The following is a 14,390-nucleotide window of genomic DNA, read 5'->3' on the forward strand; positions in this document are numbered from 1 at the left end:
TGGAATCGGTGCGCGAGCTGGCCTGCGATTCCACACAAGCGGCGATTCCACGCAAACGAAAGCGCCCGCCGGGATGACCCGGCGGGCGCTCGCGTGGTTCCGGTGATCGTCAGGAGCGGCTTCCGCCGCTGCCGACCTCCTCGTGGCTCGGTGCGGGCGACACCGGCGCCGGGTTCTCGACATCCGCTTCCGTCTCGACCGGGTAGAAGAAGCCCCGCAGCGTCGGCAGCAGTGCGCCGACGCGGTTCATCTTCTTCGGTACCACCCAGCCGGCGTAGTCCAGCTCGCCGTGGCCGTGCTCGTCGACCGGGCCCAGCGGCTGGTGCACCTCGTAGAAGCGACCCTCCGGGCTGCGGCGGATGATGCCGGTCTCCACACCGTGGGACAGCACCTCGCGGTCGTGCTGCTGCAGGCCCAGGCAGATACGGTGCGTGATGTAGTAGGCCAGTGGCGGAATGATCAGCAAGCCGATCCGGCCGCCCCAGGTCATCGCGTTCAGGCTGATCTTCAGCTTGTCGGCGATCACGTCGTTACCACCGGAGACCAGCAGTACCAGGTAGAAGCTCACCGCCATGGCCCCGATGGCGGTACGGCCCGGCACGTCGCGGGGACGCTGGAGCAGGTGGTGTACCCGGTTGTCCTTGTTGAATCTGGCCTCAAGGAACGGATAGAACAGCGGCAACATGGTCAGGATGCCGGGCAACACGACCGTTGGCCAGAACAGTGGTGGTAGGTCGTAGTAGTTGCCGAACATATGCCAGCGGAATTCCCACGCGGGCATCAGACGGGTCGAGCCGTCGAGGAACATGACGTACCAGTCGGGCTGGCTCGCCGCCGACACCACCGCCGCCTTGTACGGCCCGAACAGCCAGATCGGGTTGATCTGGAAGATGCCGCCGAGCAGGGCGATCATGCCGAACACGATCATGAAGAAGCCGCCGCCCTTGGCAGCGAAGCCGGGGAACATGCGGATGCCGACCACGTTGCTGTTGGTGCGCCCCGGTCCCGGCCACTGGGTGTGCTTCTGCTTGACCAGCAGGCCCATGTGCACGGCGATCAGCGCCAGGATGACGCCCGGAATGATCAAGACGTGCACGATGTAGAGCCGGTCCAGGATCACGTGCCCGGGGAACTCCCCGCCGAACAGCGACGTGGTCACCCAGGTACCGGCGATGGGTATGGACAGCATGATGGCGCTGGCGATTCGCAGACCGGTACCGGACAGCGCATCGTCCGGCAGCGAGTATCCGGCGAAGCCCTCGACGAAGCCCATCCAGAACAGCAGCACGCCGATGATCCAGTTGAGCTCACGCGGCTTGCGGAAGGCACCCGTGAAGAACGTGCGCAGCATGTGCATCACGATCGCGGCCATGAACAGCAGGGCCGCCCAGTGGTGCATCTGCCGGATGAACAGGCCACCGCGCACGTCGAACGAGATGTTCAGCGACGAGCTGTAGGCCTGCGACATCTCGATGCCGCGCAGCGGGATGAAGCTGCCGTTGTACTTCGTCTCCGCCATCGACGGGTCGAAGAACAGCGCCAGGAACGTACCCGTCATCAGCAGGACGATGAACGAGTAGAGCGCGATCTCGCCGAGCAGGAAGGACCAGTGGTCCGGGAACACCTTGTTGAACAGGCGCCTCAGCGGGCTGGCGATCTGGAGCCGGTCATCGACCTCGAGCGCGGCCTGCTCCGGGAGATCGGCGAGTTCAAGCTTGCGTCGTTTCATGGCCTCTCCCAGAAACCCGGGCCGACCGGCACCTGGTAGTCGGACTTGGCGATCAGGAAGCCCTCATCGTCGACACCGATAGGCAGCATCGGCAGCCGGCGGGTGGCCGGCCCGAAGATCGGCCGGGCGTTGTCGAGGATGTTGAACTGCGACTGGTGGCACGGGCACAGCAGGATGTTGGTCTGCTGCTCGAACAGGCTCGCCGGGCAGCCCGCGTGGGTGCAGATCTTCGAGTACGCCACGAGGTTGCCGTACATGTTGTTGGCGTTGACCTTCACGTGGCTGAGATTGCCGCGCAACTCGTCGGCGTCCGAGTCCCGCAGGTGGATCAGCAGGGTCGGGGAGTCGCCGTAGTCGTTCGTGTTGCCACCCGGGATGCCCGGGAACACCGTCATCTGGCCGCCGATGCTGACGTCCTCCGGACGGATCGGGGTCAGGTCGTCCCGAACCAGGCGGATCGGCTTGCCGTTGTTGGTGAGCTTGTTGTCCCAACCGGTGTGCACCAGGATGTCCGGGTGGTGCGGGTCCTTGATCAGGCCACCCACGATCGGCGCGGCGGCCAGCACCCCCACCGGGGCGAGCCCCAGCAGCGCCGCGCGCCGCAGCAGCGGGCGCCGCTTGATGCCCAGCTCGTCGACCATGTTCATCATGGTGGCCCCGGTGAGCTTGCGCTCGGTGTCGTTCGGGACCTGGTCGTGCCGGTCCTGAACGGAGATCTCGTCCGGCAGCAGCTTCTTCGACCACGTGATGATCGCGAAGCCGATGCTGGCCAGGGTGAGCGCGAGCGTGACGCCCAGGATCGGCGTGTAGTACTTGTTGATGTTGAAGCCGGACTTGTACTCGTACGGCCACCAGATGTACGAGATCAGGAAGGCGAGCGCCGCCAGCGCCGTGATCACGAACATCAGCGCGATGGTCCGCTCGACCCGCTTCTCCCGCTTGGTGCCCGGCACCGGGAACTTGGGGGCGTAGTGGACGATCTGCACACCGTCCCGACGGGCACCCTCACGGACCAGGTCGAACCTGGTCAGCTCCGGATTGTCGGCGTCGAAGTCGTCTTCATGCGCAGTCGGCGTGCTCATGACTTACCCGCAATCCACAACGTAGCGAAGACCAGGGCCACAATCCCGACCAGGAAGATCACCAGCGCCTCGGGGACCGGTCCGAGCCGGCCGAGACCGAAGCCGCCCGGGTCCTGGTCGTTGGTCTGGTGGTCGATGTACGCGATGATGTCTTCCTTCTCCTGCGGAGAGAGCTGGTTGTTACCGAAGACCGGCATGTTCTCCGGTCCGGTCAGCATCGCCGCGTAGATCTGGCGGTCGGTCGCGTCGTTGAGGCTGGGCGCGTACTTGCCCGAGGACAGCGCGCCGCCGCCCATCCCGAACGCGTGACACGACGAGCAGTTCACCCGGAAGAGCTCACCGCCGTCGGCGATGTCCCCGCCCGAGTGGAGGTCGGTGCCGTTCGGGAGCTGCGGTCCACCGCCCATCGCCTCGATGTACGCGCCGATGTCACGGGCCTGGTCGTCGGAGAAGACCGGCTTCTTCCGGTCGGCCTCGCTCTGCTGCTGGTTGAGCGGCATGCGGCCGGTGGTGACCTGGAACTCGACGGCGGCCGAGCCGACCCCGACCAGGCTCGGCCCGCGGTTGGGCACGCCCTGGCCGTTGCGGCCGTGGCAGGTGATGCAGCTCGTGTTGTACAGCGACTGGCCCTGCTGCGCGGCGCCGGAGAGGGTGGTGGTGTCCTCCGCCTGCACGTTCGGCGCGAAGGCGGCGTAGAGGCCACCCACCAGCGCCAGCGCGGCGGCCATCCGCGCACCGGCCCAGACCCGGCGGCGCAGCTTGCTGCGCGGGGCGCGAGGCGTGCCGAGTCGGGCGAAGACGCCGCGCCGCGGGCGCCGGTTGCCGTGCGCCCGGCGCTCGTCGGGCTGCCCCGGAGGAGCTGCGGTTTCGCGGTCGCCATCGGCGCCGAGCTCCGCGGCGCCGGGATCAAGCGGCCGATTCTTGGCGGTCATGGCCTCACCTTGGATGGTTGTGCCGGCTGCGTTGGCATGTTCCAGCTGTAGTTATGACGGCGCGTCATCGTGAAATGTGACGTGACGATGATCATCGGAGCAGGTAGATCATGGCAAACAGTGCCACCCAGACGATGTCGACGAAGTGCCAGTAGTACGACACGACGATCGCGGCGGTGGCCTGCGCCGGGGTGAACCTACCCATGGTCGTGCGGATCAAGTAGAAGATGAAGGCGAGAAGCCCTCCGGTGACGTGCAGCGCGTGGAACCCGGTGGTCAGGTAGAACACCGAGCCGTACCCGTCAGCGTTGATCTTGATGCCCTCGCCGATCAGCATCCGGTACTCGTTCATCTGACCGAGCAGGAAGACCAGGCCGAGGATGAAGGTAAACGTGAACCAGCGGCGCAGCCCGAACACGTTCCCCTTCTCCGCCGCGAACACGCCCATCTGGCAGGTCACCGACGAGGCGACCAGAGCCAGTGTGAAAGGCGTCGCATACGCCAGATCGAGGTGCGGAGTGTGCTCCTTCCACATCCCGTAATCCGCCGCGCGGATGGAGAAGTACATCGCGAACAAGGCCGCGAAGAACATGAGTTCGCTGGAGAGCCAGACGATCGTTCCGACACTGACCATGTTGGGCCTGGTCAGGGAATGGATCCGGCTCTTCTCAATCGCTGAGGCCGCAGTCACGCGGTCATTATTGCCCCCGAGCAGGAACGGCTCGCGTCCGGGTCGCTCTTGAGCGTGTCGTAACGGGCCGCGTACTCCCGGATCGGCTCTCCGGATCGGGCGGGAATCCTTTTACGGAGGCGGGCCGCCGACCCGCACCCGCCTCGTGGCCGGCCCGCCGAGCGGCGCCCCGCCGCTGCCCCCACTGTCCGCGGGCCCGGCCGCGCTCCCCGCCGCCACCTGGCCCGCGATCGCCTTTGCCACGGACCGACTCCGGCCGCGCTCACCCAATAGTGCGCGCGCTCACCCAATAGGGTGACTGCCCGGCGAGCAGACGGGTCCGGCCGGCCGCCGGGTCACCCGTGGCTGCGGCTACGATTCAGCCCGTGACGTACACGGTCCTTCTCTACAGCGATGATCCGCAGGTCCGCGATCGGATGCGACAGGCCATCGGGGTCCGGCCGGCCGCCGACCTTCAGGTGGAGTTCGTCGACGCGTCCAGCTACATCGAGTGCCTGACGCTCATCGACACGTACGAGATCGATCTGGTCGTGCTGGACGGCGAGGCGCAGCCGACCGGCGGCATCGGCATCGCCCGGCAGCTTCGTGACGAACTCGAGAAGTGCCCCCCGATCGCGCTGGTCATCGCCCGCGCCGCGGACCGTTGGCTGGCCGCCTACGCGGAGGTCGACGCGACGCTGGTCCACCCCCTCGACCCGGTGACCACCGGAGCGACCGTCGCCGCCCTGCTGCGGGGCCGGGGCTCGTCCCAGTAACCTCCCCCTCGACACCGGAGGCCCACCATTCCCGCGCAGCCCGGCCGCTCGATGGCGGCACCCCACTCTCCGGCTCCGCTGGCGAATAGCGGCGGCGGGCGCACCTGGCCGCAGCTCGCCGCGACCCTGCTGCACGGTGACGAACTCTCCAGCGCGGAAACCGCGTGGGCGATGGGCGAGATCATGGCGGGCGCGGCGACGGCGGTTCAGATCGCCACCTTCGCGGTCGCCCTGCGCGCCAAGGGTGAGACCCCCGGCGAGATCGCCGGCCTGGTCGAGGCGATGCTCGCCAACGCGACGCTGGTGGACCTGCCCGACGAGGTCCGGGCCGACGCGCTGGACGTGGTCGGCACCGGCGGAGACCGAGCCCACACCGTGAACATCTCCACCATGGCGGCGCTGGTCGCGGCCGGGGCCGGGGTGCGGGTGGTCAAGCACGGCAACCGGGCGGCCTCCTCCGCCTGCGGCGCGGCCGACCTGCTCGAGTACCTCGGGGTCCCGCTCGACCTGCCCGCCGCCTCGGTGGCGCGCTGCGTCGATGAGGTGGGCATCGGCTTCTGCTTCGCCGCCTCGTTCCACCCCGGCATGCGGCACGCCTCAGTGGTGCGCCGGGAGATGGGCGTGCCGACGTTCTTCAACTTTCTGGGGCCGCTGACGAACCCGGCCCAGCCTCAGGCCGGTCTGGTGGGCTGCGCCGACCCGCGGATGGCGCCGGTGATGGCCGAGGTGTTCGCGGCCCGGGGCAACTCGGTGCTGCTGGTGCGCGGCGAGGACGGGCTCGACGAGGCGACCACGGCGGCGCCGACCAGGGTCTGGGTGATCAGCGACGGTACCGTCGCCGAGACCGTGGTCGACCCCCTCGACCTGGGCATCCCCCGGTCCCAGGAGGGTGACCTGCGCGGCGCCGACGCGCCGTACAACGCGGAGGTCACGCGCAAGTTGCTGGCCGGCGAGACCGGCCCGGTGCGCGACGCGGTGGTGCTGAACGCGGGTGCCGCCCTGGCCGCGCACGCCGGGCCGGGCAGCGATCTCCTCGGGGCGTGGCGCGCCGGCATCGAACGGGCGAACGCCGCCATCGACTCCGGAGCCGCCGCGGCCGCCCTGGACCGCTGGGTGACGCTGGCGGCCAGCCTGCGCCCGGGCGGCTGAGCGCCGCACCAGTCAGCTCGACGGCCCGACCCGGCCCGGCCCCGACCCGCAGGCATAGCGCCGAAGCCGGAGCCGCCCGTGGCGCCCGTATCGGCAATCACGGCCGGAGGGTACTTGCCAGTAGCCAAGCGCCCGGTAGCGTGCCGAACGTGAAGCCAGCCGACATCGCTCTCGCTCCCATTCCCGGTACGCCCTCGCTGCGCCCGGACGGCCGTCAGGCGGTCCTGGCGGTGCGCCGCCCCGACCTCGACGCCGACGACTACACCAGCCAGCTGTGGCTGGTCGACACCGACGGGGCCGCCCGGCCCCGGCAACTGACCCACGGCTGGCGCGACGGTGAGCCGTGCTGGTCGCCGGACGGCGAGTGGATCGCCTTCACCCGCTGCGAGCGGGCCGCCGACGGTACCGCCGGCAAGCCCCAGATCTGGGTACTGCCCACCGCCGGCGGGGACGCCCGGCGGCTCACCGACCACCCGCTGGGGGCCGCAGAACCCTCGTGGAGCCCCGATTCGACCCGGCTGGCGTATGTGGCCAGGGTGCCTGAGAACGACCGGTACGGCACGGCTGCGGGCATCGGGCCGGAGAAGGAGCCGCCCCGCCGGATCACCCGCCTCAAGTACCGGCTCGACGGCGTCGGGTTCCTCGACGACCGGCCCGCGCACGTCTGGGTGGTCGACCTCGAGGGGCAGACCCACCAGGTCACCGACGGCGACGCGGATCACGGCGCGGCGGACTGGAGCCCGTCCGGCGACCTGCTGACGTTCGCCGCGGCCCGGCACGACAACGCCGGCAACGACCTGCGGTTGGACGTCTGGGTCTGCCGTCCGGACGGGTCCGGGCTGCGCGCGCTCACCTCCGGCGGCCTGGCCGCCGACCAGCCGCGGTTCAGCCCGGACGGCACTGTGATCTGCTTCACCGCCAACGATCTGGGCCCGGACGAGCGGCACGGGGTCGCCCGCGCCGAGTCGCTGTGGTCGGTGCCGGTGACCGGCGGGACGCCGACGCGCCTGACCGATGAGGCCACCCACCAGTTGGGGCACGGCGCCCGGATCGTGGCCGCCGGCGACGGCGTGCTGTTCCCCGACGAGCACCGGGGATCGGTGCGGCTGCTGCTGGTGCCGTACGGCGGGGGCGAGCCCCGGGTACTGGTCGACGGTCCCCGGCAGGTCACCGGGGTGGCCCGGGTGGGCGACGTGCTGGTGACCGTGATCGCCGACCAGGACAGCTGGGGCGAGTTGGTGACCGGCTCGGGCACCGTGCTGACCGACTTCAGCGGGCCGTTCCGCGACGCCGCCGGGGTCCGGCCGCTGACCGAGATCGAGGCGGTGGCTCCGGACGGGTACCCGGTGCACGGCTGGGTGGTCCGGCCGGACGGGCCGGGTCCGCACCCGGTACTGCTGATGATCCACGGCGGCCCGTTCGCCCAGTACGGCTGGGGCCTGTTCGACGAGGCGCAGGTGTACGCCGGCGCCGGGTACGCGGTGGTGATGGGCAACCCGCGTGGCTCCTCCGGTTACGGGCAGGCGCACGGCCAGGCGATCCGCGGCAACGTCGGCGAGGCGTCGGCGGTGGACCTGCTCACCCTGCTGGACGCGGCGCTGGCCGACTCCTCACTGGATGCGCGGCGGGTAGGCGTGCTGGGCGGCTCCCACGGCGGCTTCATGACCACCTGGATGGCCGGGCACCACGGCGACCGGTTCAAGGCGGCCATCTCGGAGCGGGCGGTCAACGCCATCGACAGCTTCTCCGGCTCGTCGGACATCGGCTGGTTCTTCGCCGACGACCTGTACGGTCCCGACCCCGAGCGGCAGCGGCAACAGAGCCCGCTGACCTACGCCGACGGGATCACCATTCCGACGCTGATCATCCATTCGGAGAGCGACTGGCGCTGCCCGGTCGAGCAGGCGCAGCGGCTGTACGTGGCCCTGCGCCGGCGCGGCGTGACCACGGAGCTGCTGCTGTTCCCGGGCGAGGGGCACGAGATGTCGCGCGCGGGCCTGCCCTCGCACCGGATCGCCCGGTTCGAGGCCATCCTCGACTGGTGGTCGCGGCACCTGTGAGGCGCCCCTGAACGAGTTCGGCGGCAACCCCCGAGGGGGTTGCCGCCGAGTCGATCGGGCGGGTGGGTGGTGGGCCTATTCGGCGGCCCGGCGGGCACCCGTGTAGTACTCGAACAAGAAGCCGCCAGTGGCGACCAGCACCGCGGCGAGGCCGGCCCCGACCAGCCAGAGCTGCCAGTACACCAGGCCAACGCCGGCGATCATCGCGGCCAGCGCCAGGCCGAACGGCCAGTAGCTGCCCGGGCTGAAGAAGCCAACCTCACCGGCGCCGTCGCTGATCTCCGCGTCCTCACGGTCCTCCGGGCGCAGGTCGATGCGCCGCGATACGAACCAGAAGTACCCGGTGCACATCAGGCACAGCAGGCCCGACAGGATCAGCGCCACAACGCCGATCCACTCCAGGTGTCCCTCGTAGGAGCGGCTCCAGAATCCGTAAACTGCCGCCACGACGAACAGGAACACCGAGATCAACCCGAAAAGTTTCCACTCGGTCTTCATGAGCTTCCCTCGATCCTGATTCCAGCCACCGGGCGCCTAGAACGTGCTGCTGGTGCGCGAGGTGTCGAACGGGTGCGTGGTCACCGCGAGCGGCCCGTTGGGGTCACCGGCCGCCACCAGGGCGTCCGGGGTGCTCATGCCCTGTTTCTTGGCGGCGATGAACTTCACGTACTCGGATTCGGGCACGGCGCGCAGCTCGAAGTTCATCTCCGAGTGGTAGGTCCCGCACAGTTCGGCACACCGGCCGACGTACGCACCCGCCTTCTCGATGGTCACCTCGAACTTGTTCTGCACCCCACCGGGGAAGACGTCGCGCTTGAACAGCAGCTCCGGTACCCAGAACGAGTGGATCACGTCCTGCGAGTCCTCGAGGAACCGGATCCGCTCATGGGTCGGCACCACCAGCACCGGGACGTAGTCGCTGGCCCCGATCGTCTTGATCACCTGGCCGCTGTTGTCCTTGGCGTCCGGGTACTCGAACTCCCAGTTCCACTTGAACGCCACCACGTGCACGGTGACATCCGGGTTGGGCCTGATCTTGTCGACGTCAGTCTCGACCACCGCGGTGTAGTAGAACAGCACCGAGATCACCAGGAACGGCAGCACCGAGTACAGGATCTCGATCGGCATGTTGTACCGCGTCTGCGGCGGCAGCTCATCGCCCCGCTTGCGGTACCGGATGACACACCAGAAGATCAGGCCCCAGACGAAGACGCCCACGCACAGCGCGGCGATCACCGACCCGATCCACAGGTCGAACATCTTCTTGGACTGATCGGTGATTCCGTCGACCGGCCAACCGAACCGGAATGCCTGGTCGACCGAACAGCCGGACAGCAGCACGACCGCCGTCGCGGCCATGGCCCCGAGCCCGATCAACCGGCCCACGGGACCACCACGACGGGTAAAGGGGCGCACCCCCGAACCTTTTGCGACCACCTGCTCCTGCCTCCTTAGCAGCGCCGTACCCGCTGTTCTGGTTCGCATGCACGGCAAAAAGGCGTCACCGACGCGTCGCAGAGTACTCGACCATCAAGCTCCTGCCCGGCACCGGGGTACCGCAGGTTAACGTCGTGGCGTGGCTGTCCACACGTATTTCGATGCGGCCGCCGGCCTGCCGCTGCATCCGGTCGCCAGTCAGGCGATGCTCGCCGCTATCCAGGACGGCTGGGCCGATCCCGCCAAGCTGTACGGCCAGGGCCGACGCGCCAGGCAACTGCTCGACGCGGCGCGCGGTGCGGTAGCCGAGTCGCTCGGCGTGCGCGCCGACGAGATCGGGTTCTGCGCCAGCGGTACCGCCGCGGCCCAGGCCGCCCTGGCCGGTGCCCGGGTGGCCCGGCACCGAATCGGAGCCACCGTCGTACATTCCGCCATCGAGCACTCGGCGGTGCTGCACGGCGCGGCGATCGGCCCGGCCGTCGCGGTGGGTGTCGACCGGCTCGGCCGGGTGGACGCCGACGCGTTCTCGGCCGCGGTACGGGCTCCCCAGGTGGCCGTTGCGGCCCTGATCAGCGCGAGCCACGAGGTGGGCACCCTGCAGCCGGTCGAGACGGTGGCGCGGGCGTGTGCCGCGGCCGGGGTACCGCTGCTGGTGGACGCCGCCCAGTCCGTGGGCCGGGTACCGGTGCCGGCGGGCTGGTCGCTCCTGGCCGCCAGCGCGCACAAGTGGGGCGGCCCCGCCGGGGTCGGGATCCTGGTGGTGCGCAAGGGAACCCGGTGGGTGCCGCCGTGGCCGGGCGCCGAGCCGGGCGGCCTGGATCAGCCGGGCAGCCTCAACCTGCCGGCCGTGGTGGCCGCCGCCGCGTCGCTGAGGGCGGTGTGTGCGATCGCGACCGAGCGGGCGGCGCATCTGTCCGGGCTGGTCGCGCGGGTCCGCGATCGGGTGACCGCGACCGTGCCGGACGTGGAGGTCGTCGGCGACCCCGTCGACCGCCTGCCACACCTGATGACCTTCTCCTGCTTGTACGTAGACGGAGAGGCACTCCTCTCCGCCCTGGACCGGGAGGGGTTCGCGGTCTCCTCGGGATCCTCGTGCACCGCCTCGACCCTGCGCCCCAGCCACGTCCTGGAGGCGATGGGGGTGCTCTCCCACGGCAACGTGCGCCTCTCGCTGACTCCGGAGGCCACCGCCGAGGAGGTGGAGCGGTTCCTCGGCATCCTGCCGGGACTGGTCGAGCGGCTGCGCTCCGAGGCCGGGGTGGTCGGGCTGTGACCGGCCCGGAGGGCGGCGTCACCGGCGCGGAGGGCGGCGTCACCGGCCCGGAGGTTGCGGCGGACCGGCCGGTGGGTGCCACCGGCGCGGGCGGACCGGACATTTTGGACTGTCGCGGGCAGCGCTGCCCGCTGCCGGTAATCAACCTGGCCAGACGGGTACCGCACCTGCCGGTCGGCGCCGTCGTGCGGGTACTGGCCGACGACCCGGCCGCCGCCAACGACATCCCGGCCTGGTGCCGGATGCGCGGCCAGGAATACCTCGGGGCCACGGAAACGGACGGTGCGCCCGCATTTGACGTGCGGATAGTCAGCTGACTCACTGCGTTTTCCGGATGGTCATGTGACGGTCGCTCCGGATACGCGTAGACGCGTTGCACTTCCCGCGGGATGTACGCCGGCGACGGTCGCCGGGAGCCGCCCGTGGAGGAGACGTGCCAGACAGCACGGTGCTGCTACGCCAGTACGCGCCCACGACCCCTCAGGGGTACGGCCGGCCGGTAGTGATCGGCCACCGCGGGGCCTCCGGGTACCGGCCCGAACACACGCTGGCCTCGTACGAGCTGGCCGCCCGGATGGGCGCCGACTTCATGGAGCCGGACCTGGTCGCCACCAGCGACGGCGTGCTGGTCGCCCGGCACGAGCCGGAGATCAGCGGCACGACCGACGTGGCCAGCCGGCCGGAGTTCGCCGACCGGCGGCGCACCGTGCTGCTGGACGGGGAGTCCGCCACCGGTTGGTTCACCCACGACTTCACGCTGGCCGAGCTCAAGACGTTGCGGGTCGTCGAGCGGCTGCCCGGGGTGCGCCAGCAGAACACCCTCTACGACGGGATGTTCGAGGTACCGACCTTCCAGGAGATCCTGGACCTGCGAACGCGGCTGACCGCGGAGCTGGACCGGGAAATCGGCGTGTACCCCGAGACCAAGCACCCGACCTACTTCCGTGAGCTCGGGCTGGAGTTGGAGGGCCCACTGGTGCGCGCCCTGCGCGAGGCCGGCCTGGACCGCCCGGACGCCCCGGTCTTCGTGCAGTCCTTCGAGGCGTACAACCTGCGGGAGATGTACTCCGACCACGGGCTGCGGGCACCGATGATCTTCCTCACCTGCTCGTCGGGCACGCCGTACGACGACCCGCGCGGCTACGCCGAGTACACCTCCCCGGCCGGCCTGCGGGAACTGGCGCGCTTCGCGGCCGGCATCGGGCCGCACAAGAGCCAGGTGATTCCGTGCCTTTCCGACGGCACGCTGGGCACGCCGACCAGCCTGGTCGCCGACGCGCACGCCGTCGGGCTGGCCGTGCACCCCTACACGTTCCGGGCCGAGAACCAGTTCCTGCCCGCCGATTACGTGGTCGAGGGCGGGCCAAACGCGTTCGGGCGGGCGATTGACGAGCAGGTCGCGTTCTTGCGCGCCGGGGTCGACGGGCTGTTCACCGATCAGGCCGACATCGGTGTGGTCGCCCGGGCGAACTTCCTCGCCACCACCGACTGAGCCGCCCGGCCACCGCCTGACGTGCCCGGCGGGCCCGGGCTCCGGCCGCCGTGGGGCGGCCCAGCGTCCCGGCCGCCGTGGGGCGGCCGGGCGGGTTCGCGGGCCGGAGGGTGCTTCCGGGCTCAGGACAGGTGCGACCCGATCTCCTCGGCAGCGGCGTCGCCGTACGACTCGCCGAACCGCTTGAGGAACTCGTCCGCCCGTACCGTGTACTCCTGGGTACCGGTCGTCTCCAGCACCAGCGTGGCCATCAGGGCGCCGACCTGCGCGCTGCGCTCCAGGCCGAGCCCCCAGGAGCGGGCCGTGAAGAAGCCGGCCCGGAAGCCGTCGCCCACCCCGGTCGGGTCGTACGCCTGGACCTCCCGGGCCACCGGCACCCGCACCGGCTCGATGTCCCGGCCGGTCACGGACACGCCGTCCTTGCCCAGCGTGGTGATCCTGATCCCCACCTGGTCGAGCACCTGCGCCTCGGACATGCCGGTCTTCGACTCCAGCAGGTCCTTCTCGTACTCGTTGGTGAGCAGGTACGCGGCCCCGTCGATGAGCTGGCGAATCTCCTCGCCGTTCATCCGGGCGAGCTGCTGGGACGGGTCGGCCGCGAACGGGATTCCGAACTGCTGGCACTCCTGGGTGTGGCGCACCATCGCGGCCGGGTCGTTGGGGCTGATGATCACCAGGTCCAGGCCGCCCAGCCGGTCGGCGACCGGCGTCAGCTCGATGTTGCGGGCCTCGGCCATCGCGCCGGCGTAGAACGAGGCCACCTGGCACATGTCCTCATCCGTGGTGCAGACGAACCGCGCGGTGTGCGCCAGCTCGCTGACGTACACCGACTCGCAGTCCACCCCGTGCCGCTCCAGCCAGGAGCGGTAGTCGGCGAAGTCCGCCCCGACCGCGCCGACCAGGATCGGGCGCATGCCCAGCACGCCCATGCCGAAGGCGATGTTCGCCGCGATCCCGCCCCGCCGCACGACAAGGTCATCGACCAGGAAAGACAGCGAGATCTTGTGAAGCTGGTCGGGCAGCAGTTGTTCGGCGAAGCGGCCGGGGAAGTGCATGAGATGGTCGGTGGCGATCGAACCGGTCACGGCGATCTTCATCGCGGCTCTCCGAGGGTCGGTACGGCGGGCTTAGGCCCGGACAGCGTACCTGCCAATGCGTCAGCGGCCGCGCCCCTCACGAAACAGGGCACGGCCGCCGCCTGGCTATATCTGGGCTCCGGACGAGGCCGGTGCCCTCGGTGTGACGAGTCCGATCAGTGGAACGAGTCGCCGCAGGCGCACGAGCCCGAAGCGTTCGGGTTGTCGATGGTGAAACCCTGGGCGTCGATCCGGTCCGCGAAGTCGATCGTCGCCCCGGTCAGGTACGGCGCGCTCATGCGGTCGACCACGACCTCGACGGCGCCGTTGTCGGTGCCAAACTCGTTGACGATGTCGCCGTCCAGCGAACGCTCGTCGAAGAAGAGCTGGTAGCGCAGGCCGGAACAGCCACCCGGCTGCACCGCGACCCGCAGCCGCAGGTCGTCACGCCCCTCCTGATCGAGCAGCGCCTTCACCTTCTCGGCGGCGAAATCGGTCAGCACGACTGTGGTCTGAGCCTGCTCGCTCTCGGTAACGGTCACGGTTCCTGCTCCCTGGCGTGGTGATACATGTCCTCCGTGCCAACGCTACCCGCTAGCACGACATTCCCATCGTCGCACGCACGATCGCCCTCGACACCCTCCGGCGCCCGGATGACACAAGTCACCCCCGCACCTGGCGTCTCAACAGTCGCGGGGATCACACCCGCCCCAG

General features: G+C 69.8%; 14 protein-coding genes. 6 read left to right on the plus strand and 8 right to left on the minus strand.

Annotation, left to right across the window (positions count from 1 at the left end; genetic code table 11):
* Window positions 1-109 precede the first annotated feature (109 nt).
* The 4 genes from qcrB to ctaE all read right to left on the minus strand — a co-directional run bounded on the left by qcrB (window position 110) and on the right by ctaE (window position 4,434).
* Window positions 110-1,729 (minus strand): cytochrome bc1 complex cytochrome b subunit, encoded by a 1,620-nt coding sequence (qcrB, locus tag ABEA87_RS12405; RefSeq protein WP_345629039.1) that lies wholly within the window; start codon window positions 1,727-1,729, stop codon window positions 110-112.
* On the minus strand, window positions 1,726-2,811 hold the full coding sequence (gene qcrA, locus ABEA87_RS12410; protein ID WP_345629041.1) for a cytochrome bc1 complex Rieske iron-sulfur subunit: 1,086 nt from the start codon (window positions 2,809-2,811) through the stop codon (window positions 1,726-1,728). Before qcrA ends, qcrB begins: the two co-directional genes overlap by 4 nt.
* Entirely contained in the window at window positions 2,808-3,743 is a 936-nt protein-coding gene (qcrC, locus tag ABEA87_RS12415) for a cytochrome bc1 complex diheme cytochrome c subunit (RefSeq protein ID WP_345629043.1), read from the minus strand. The genes qcrA and qcrC overlap by 4 nt, the downstream gene beginning before the upstream one ends.
* Before the next feature lie 91 nt (window positions 3,744-3,834).
* Entirely contained in the window at window positions 3,835-4,434 is a 600-nt protein-coding gene (gene ctaE / locus ABEA87_RS12420) for an aa3-type cytochrome oxidase subunit III (protein ID WP_345629045.1), read from the minus strand.
* A 416-nt stretch (window positions 4,435-4,850) separates the two neighbouring features.
* On the opposite strand from ctaE, the gene ABEA87_RS12425 reads away from it, so the two are divergent.
* The 3 genes from ABEA87_RS12425 to ABEA87_RS12435 all read left to right on the plus strand — a co-directional run bounded on the left by ABEA87_RS12425 (window position 4,851) and on the right by ABEA87_RS12435 (window position 8,398).
* The gene (locus ABEA87_RS12425; protein ID WP_345629564.1) at window positions 4,851-5,189 is read left to right on the plus strand and encodes a response regulator; all 339 of its coding nucleotides are present in this window, start codon (window positions 4,851-4,853) and stop codon (window positions 5,187-5,189) included.
* A gap of 51 nt (window positions 5,190-5,240) precedes the next feature.
* Window positions 5,241-6,338: an anthranilate phosphoribosyltransferase gene (gene trpD, locus ABEA87_RS12430; protein ID WP_345629047.1), complete on the plus strand. Its 1,098-nt coding sequence runs from the start codon at window positions 5,241-5,243 to the stop codon at window positions 6,336-6,338.
* 149 nt (window positions 6,339-6,487) lie between these two features.
* Window positions 6,488-8,398, plus strand: a complete 1,911-nt coding sequence (locus tag ABEA87_RS12435) for a S9 family peptidase (RefSeq protein ID WP_345629049.1) — start codon at window positions 6,488-6,490, stop codon at window positions 8,396-8,398.
* A 75-nt stretch (window positions 8,399-8,473) separates the two neighbouring features.
* Here the strand turns inward: ABEA87_RS12435 and ABEA87_RS12440 are convergent, their stop codons facing one another.
* Together ABEA87_RS12440 and ctaC are read right to left on the minus strand one after the other, a co-directional pair.
* Window positions 8,474-8,896 carry a cytochrome c oxidase subunit 4 gene (locus ABEA87_RS12440; protein WP_345629050.1) on the minus strand — a complete coding sequence of 141 codons (423 nt, stop codon included), beginning with the start codon at window positions 8,894-8,896 and terminating at the stop codon, window positions 8,474-8,476.
* A gap of 36 nt (window positions 8,897-8,932) precedes the next feature.
* Complete coding sequence (gene ctaC / locus ABEA87_RS12445) at window positions 8,933-9,757, minus strand: aa3-type cytochrome oxidase subunit II (RefSeq protein WP_345629566.1); 825 nt, start codon at window positions 9,755-9,757, stop codon at window positions 8,933-8,935.
* Between the two features lie 217 nt (window positions 9,758-9,974).
* On the opposite strand from ctaC, the gene ABEA87_RS12450 reads away from it, so the two are divergent.
* The 3 genes from ABEA87_RS12450 to ABEA87_RS12460 all read left to right on the plus strand — a co-directional run bounded on the left by ABEA87_RS12450 (window position 9,975) and on the right by ABEA87_RS12460 (window position 12,600).
* A complete protein-coding gene (locus ABEA87_RS12450; RefSeq protein WP_345629052.1) occupies window positions 9,975-11,108 on the plus strand; it encodes a cysteine desulfurase family protein in 1,134 nt (377 codons plus the stop codon).
* A 71-nt stretch (window positions 11,109-11,179) separates the two neighbouring features.
* Complete coding sequence (locus ABEA87_RS12455; protein ID WP_345629568.1) at window positions 11,180-11,425, plus strand: sulfurtransferase TusA family protein; 246 nt, start codon at window positions 11,180-11,182, stop codon at window positions 11,423-11,425.
* A gap of 116 nt (window positions 11,426-11,541) precedes the next feature.
* Window positions 11,542-12,600 carry a glycerophosphodiester phosphodiesterase gene (locus tag ABEA87_RS12460; protein ID WP_345629053.1) on the plus strand — a complete coding sequence of 353 codons (1,059 nt, stop codon included), beginning with the start codon at window positions 11,542-11,544 and terminating at the stop codon, window positions 12,598-12,600.
* 122 nt (window positions 12,601-12,722) lie between these two features.
* On the opposite strand, the gene ABEA87_RS12465 is transcribed toward ABEA87_RS12460, so the two are convergent.
* The gene (locus ABEA87_RS12465; RefSeq protein ID WP_345629055.1) at window positions 12,723-13,697 is read right to left on the minus strand and encodes a carbohydrate kinase family protein; all 975 of its coding nucleotides are present in this window, start codon (window positions 13,695-13,697) and stop codon (window positions 12,723-12,725) included.
* A gap of 155 nt (window positions 13,698-13,852) precedes the next feature.
* Window positions 13,853-14,218 (minus strand): HesB/IscA family protein, encoded by a 366-nt coding sequence (locus ABEA87_RS12470; RefSeq protein WP_345629057.1) that lies wholly within the window; start codon window positions 14,216-14,218, stop codon window positions 13,853-13,855.
* Between the last annotated feature and the right edge of the window lie 172 nt (window positions 14,219-14,390).

The organism is Rugosimonospora acidiphila (genome assembly GCF_039543385.1).
GTDB lineage: Bacteria > Actinomycetota > Actinomycetes > Mycobacteriales > Micromonosporaceae > Rugosimonospora > Rugosimonospora acidiphila.

What these genes read in the sequence shown, in the direction of transcription:
- qcrA (WP_345629041.1), bottom strand. Translation starts at nt 2,811, where the DNA reads ATGAGCACGCCGACTGCGCATGAAGACGACTTCGACGCCGACAATCCG.
- ABEA87_RS12465 (WP_345629055.1), bottom strand. Translation starts at nt 13,697, where the DNA reads ATGAAGATCGCCGTGACCGGTTCGATCGCCACCGACCATCTCATGCAC.
- ABEA87_RS12440 (WP_345629050.1), bottom strand. Translation starts at nt 8,896, where the DNA reads ATGAAGACCGAGTGGAAACTTTTCGGGTTGATCTCGGTGTTCCTGTTC.
- qcrB (WP_345629039.1), bottom strand. Translation starts at nt 1,729, where the DNA reads ATGAAACGACGCAAGCTTGAACTCGCCGATCTCCCGGAGCAGGCCGCG.
- qcrC (WP_345629043.1), bottom strand. Translation starts at nt 3,743, where the DNA reads ATGACCGCCAAGAATCGGCCGCTTGATCCCGGCGCCGCGGAGCTCGGC.
- trpD (WP_345629047.1), top strand. Translation starts at nt 5,241, where the DNA reads ATGGCGGCACCCCACTCTCCGGCTCCGCTGGCGAATAGCGGCGGCGGG.
- ctaC (WP_345629566.1), bottom strand. Translation starts at nt 9,757, where the DNA reads ATGGCCGCGACGGCGGTCGTGCTGCTGTCCGGCTGTTCGGTCGACCAG.
- ABEA87_RS12425 (WP_345629564.1), top strand. Translation starts at nt 4,851, where the DNA reads ATGCGACAGGCCATCGGGGTCCGGCCGGCCGCCGACCTTCAGGTGGAG.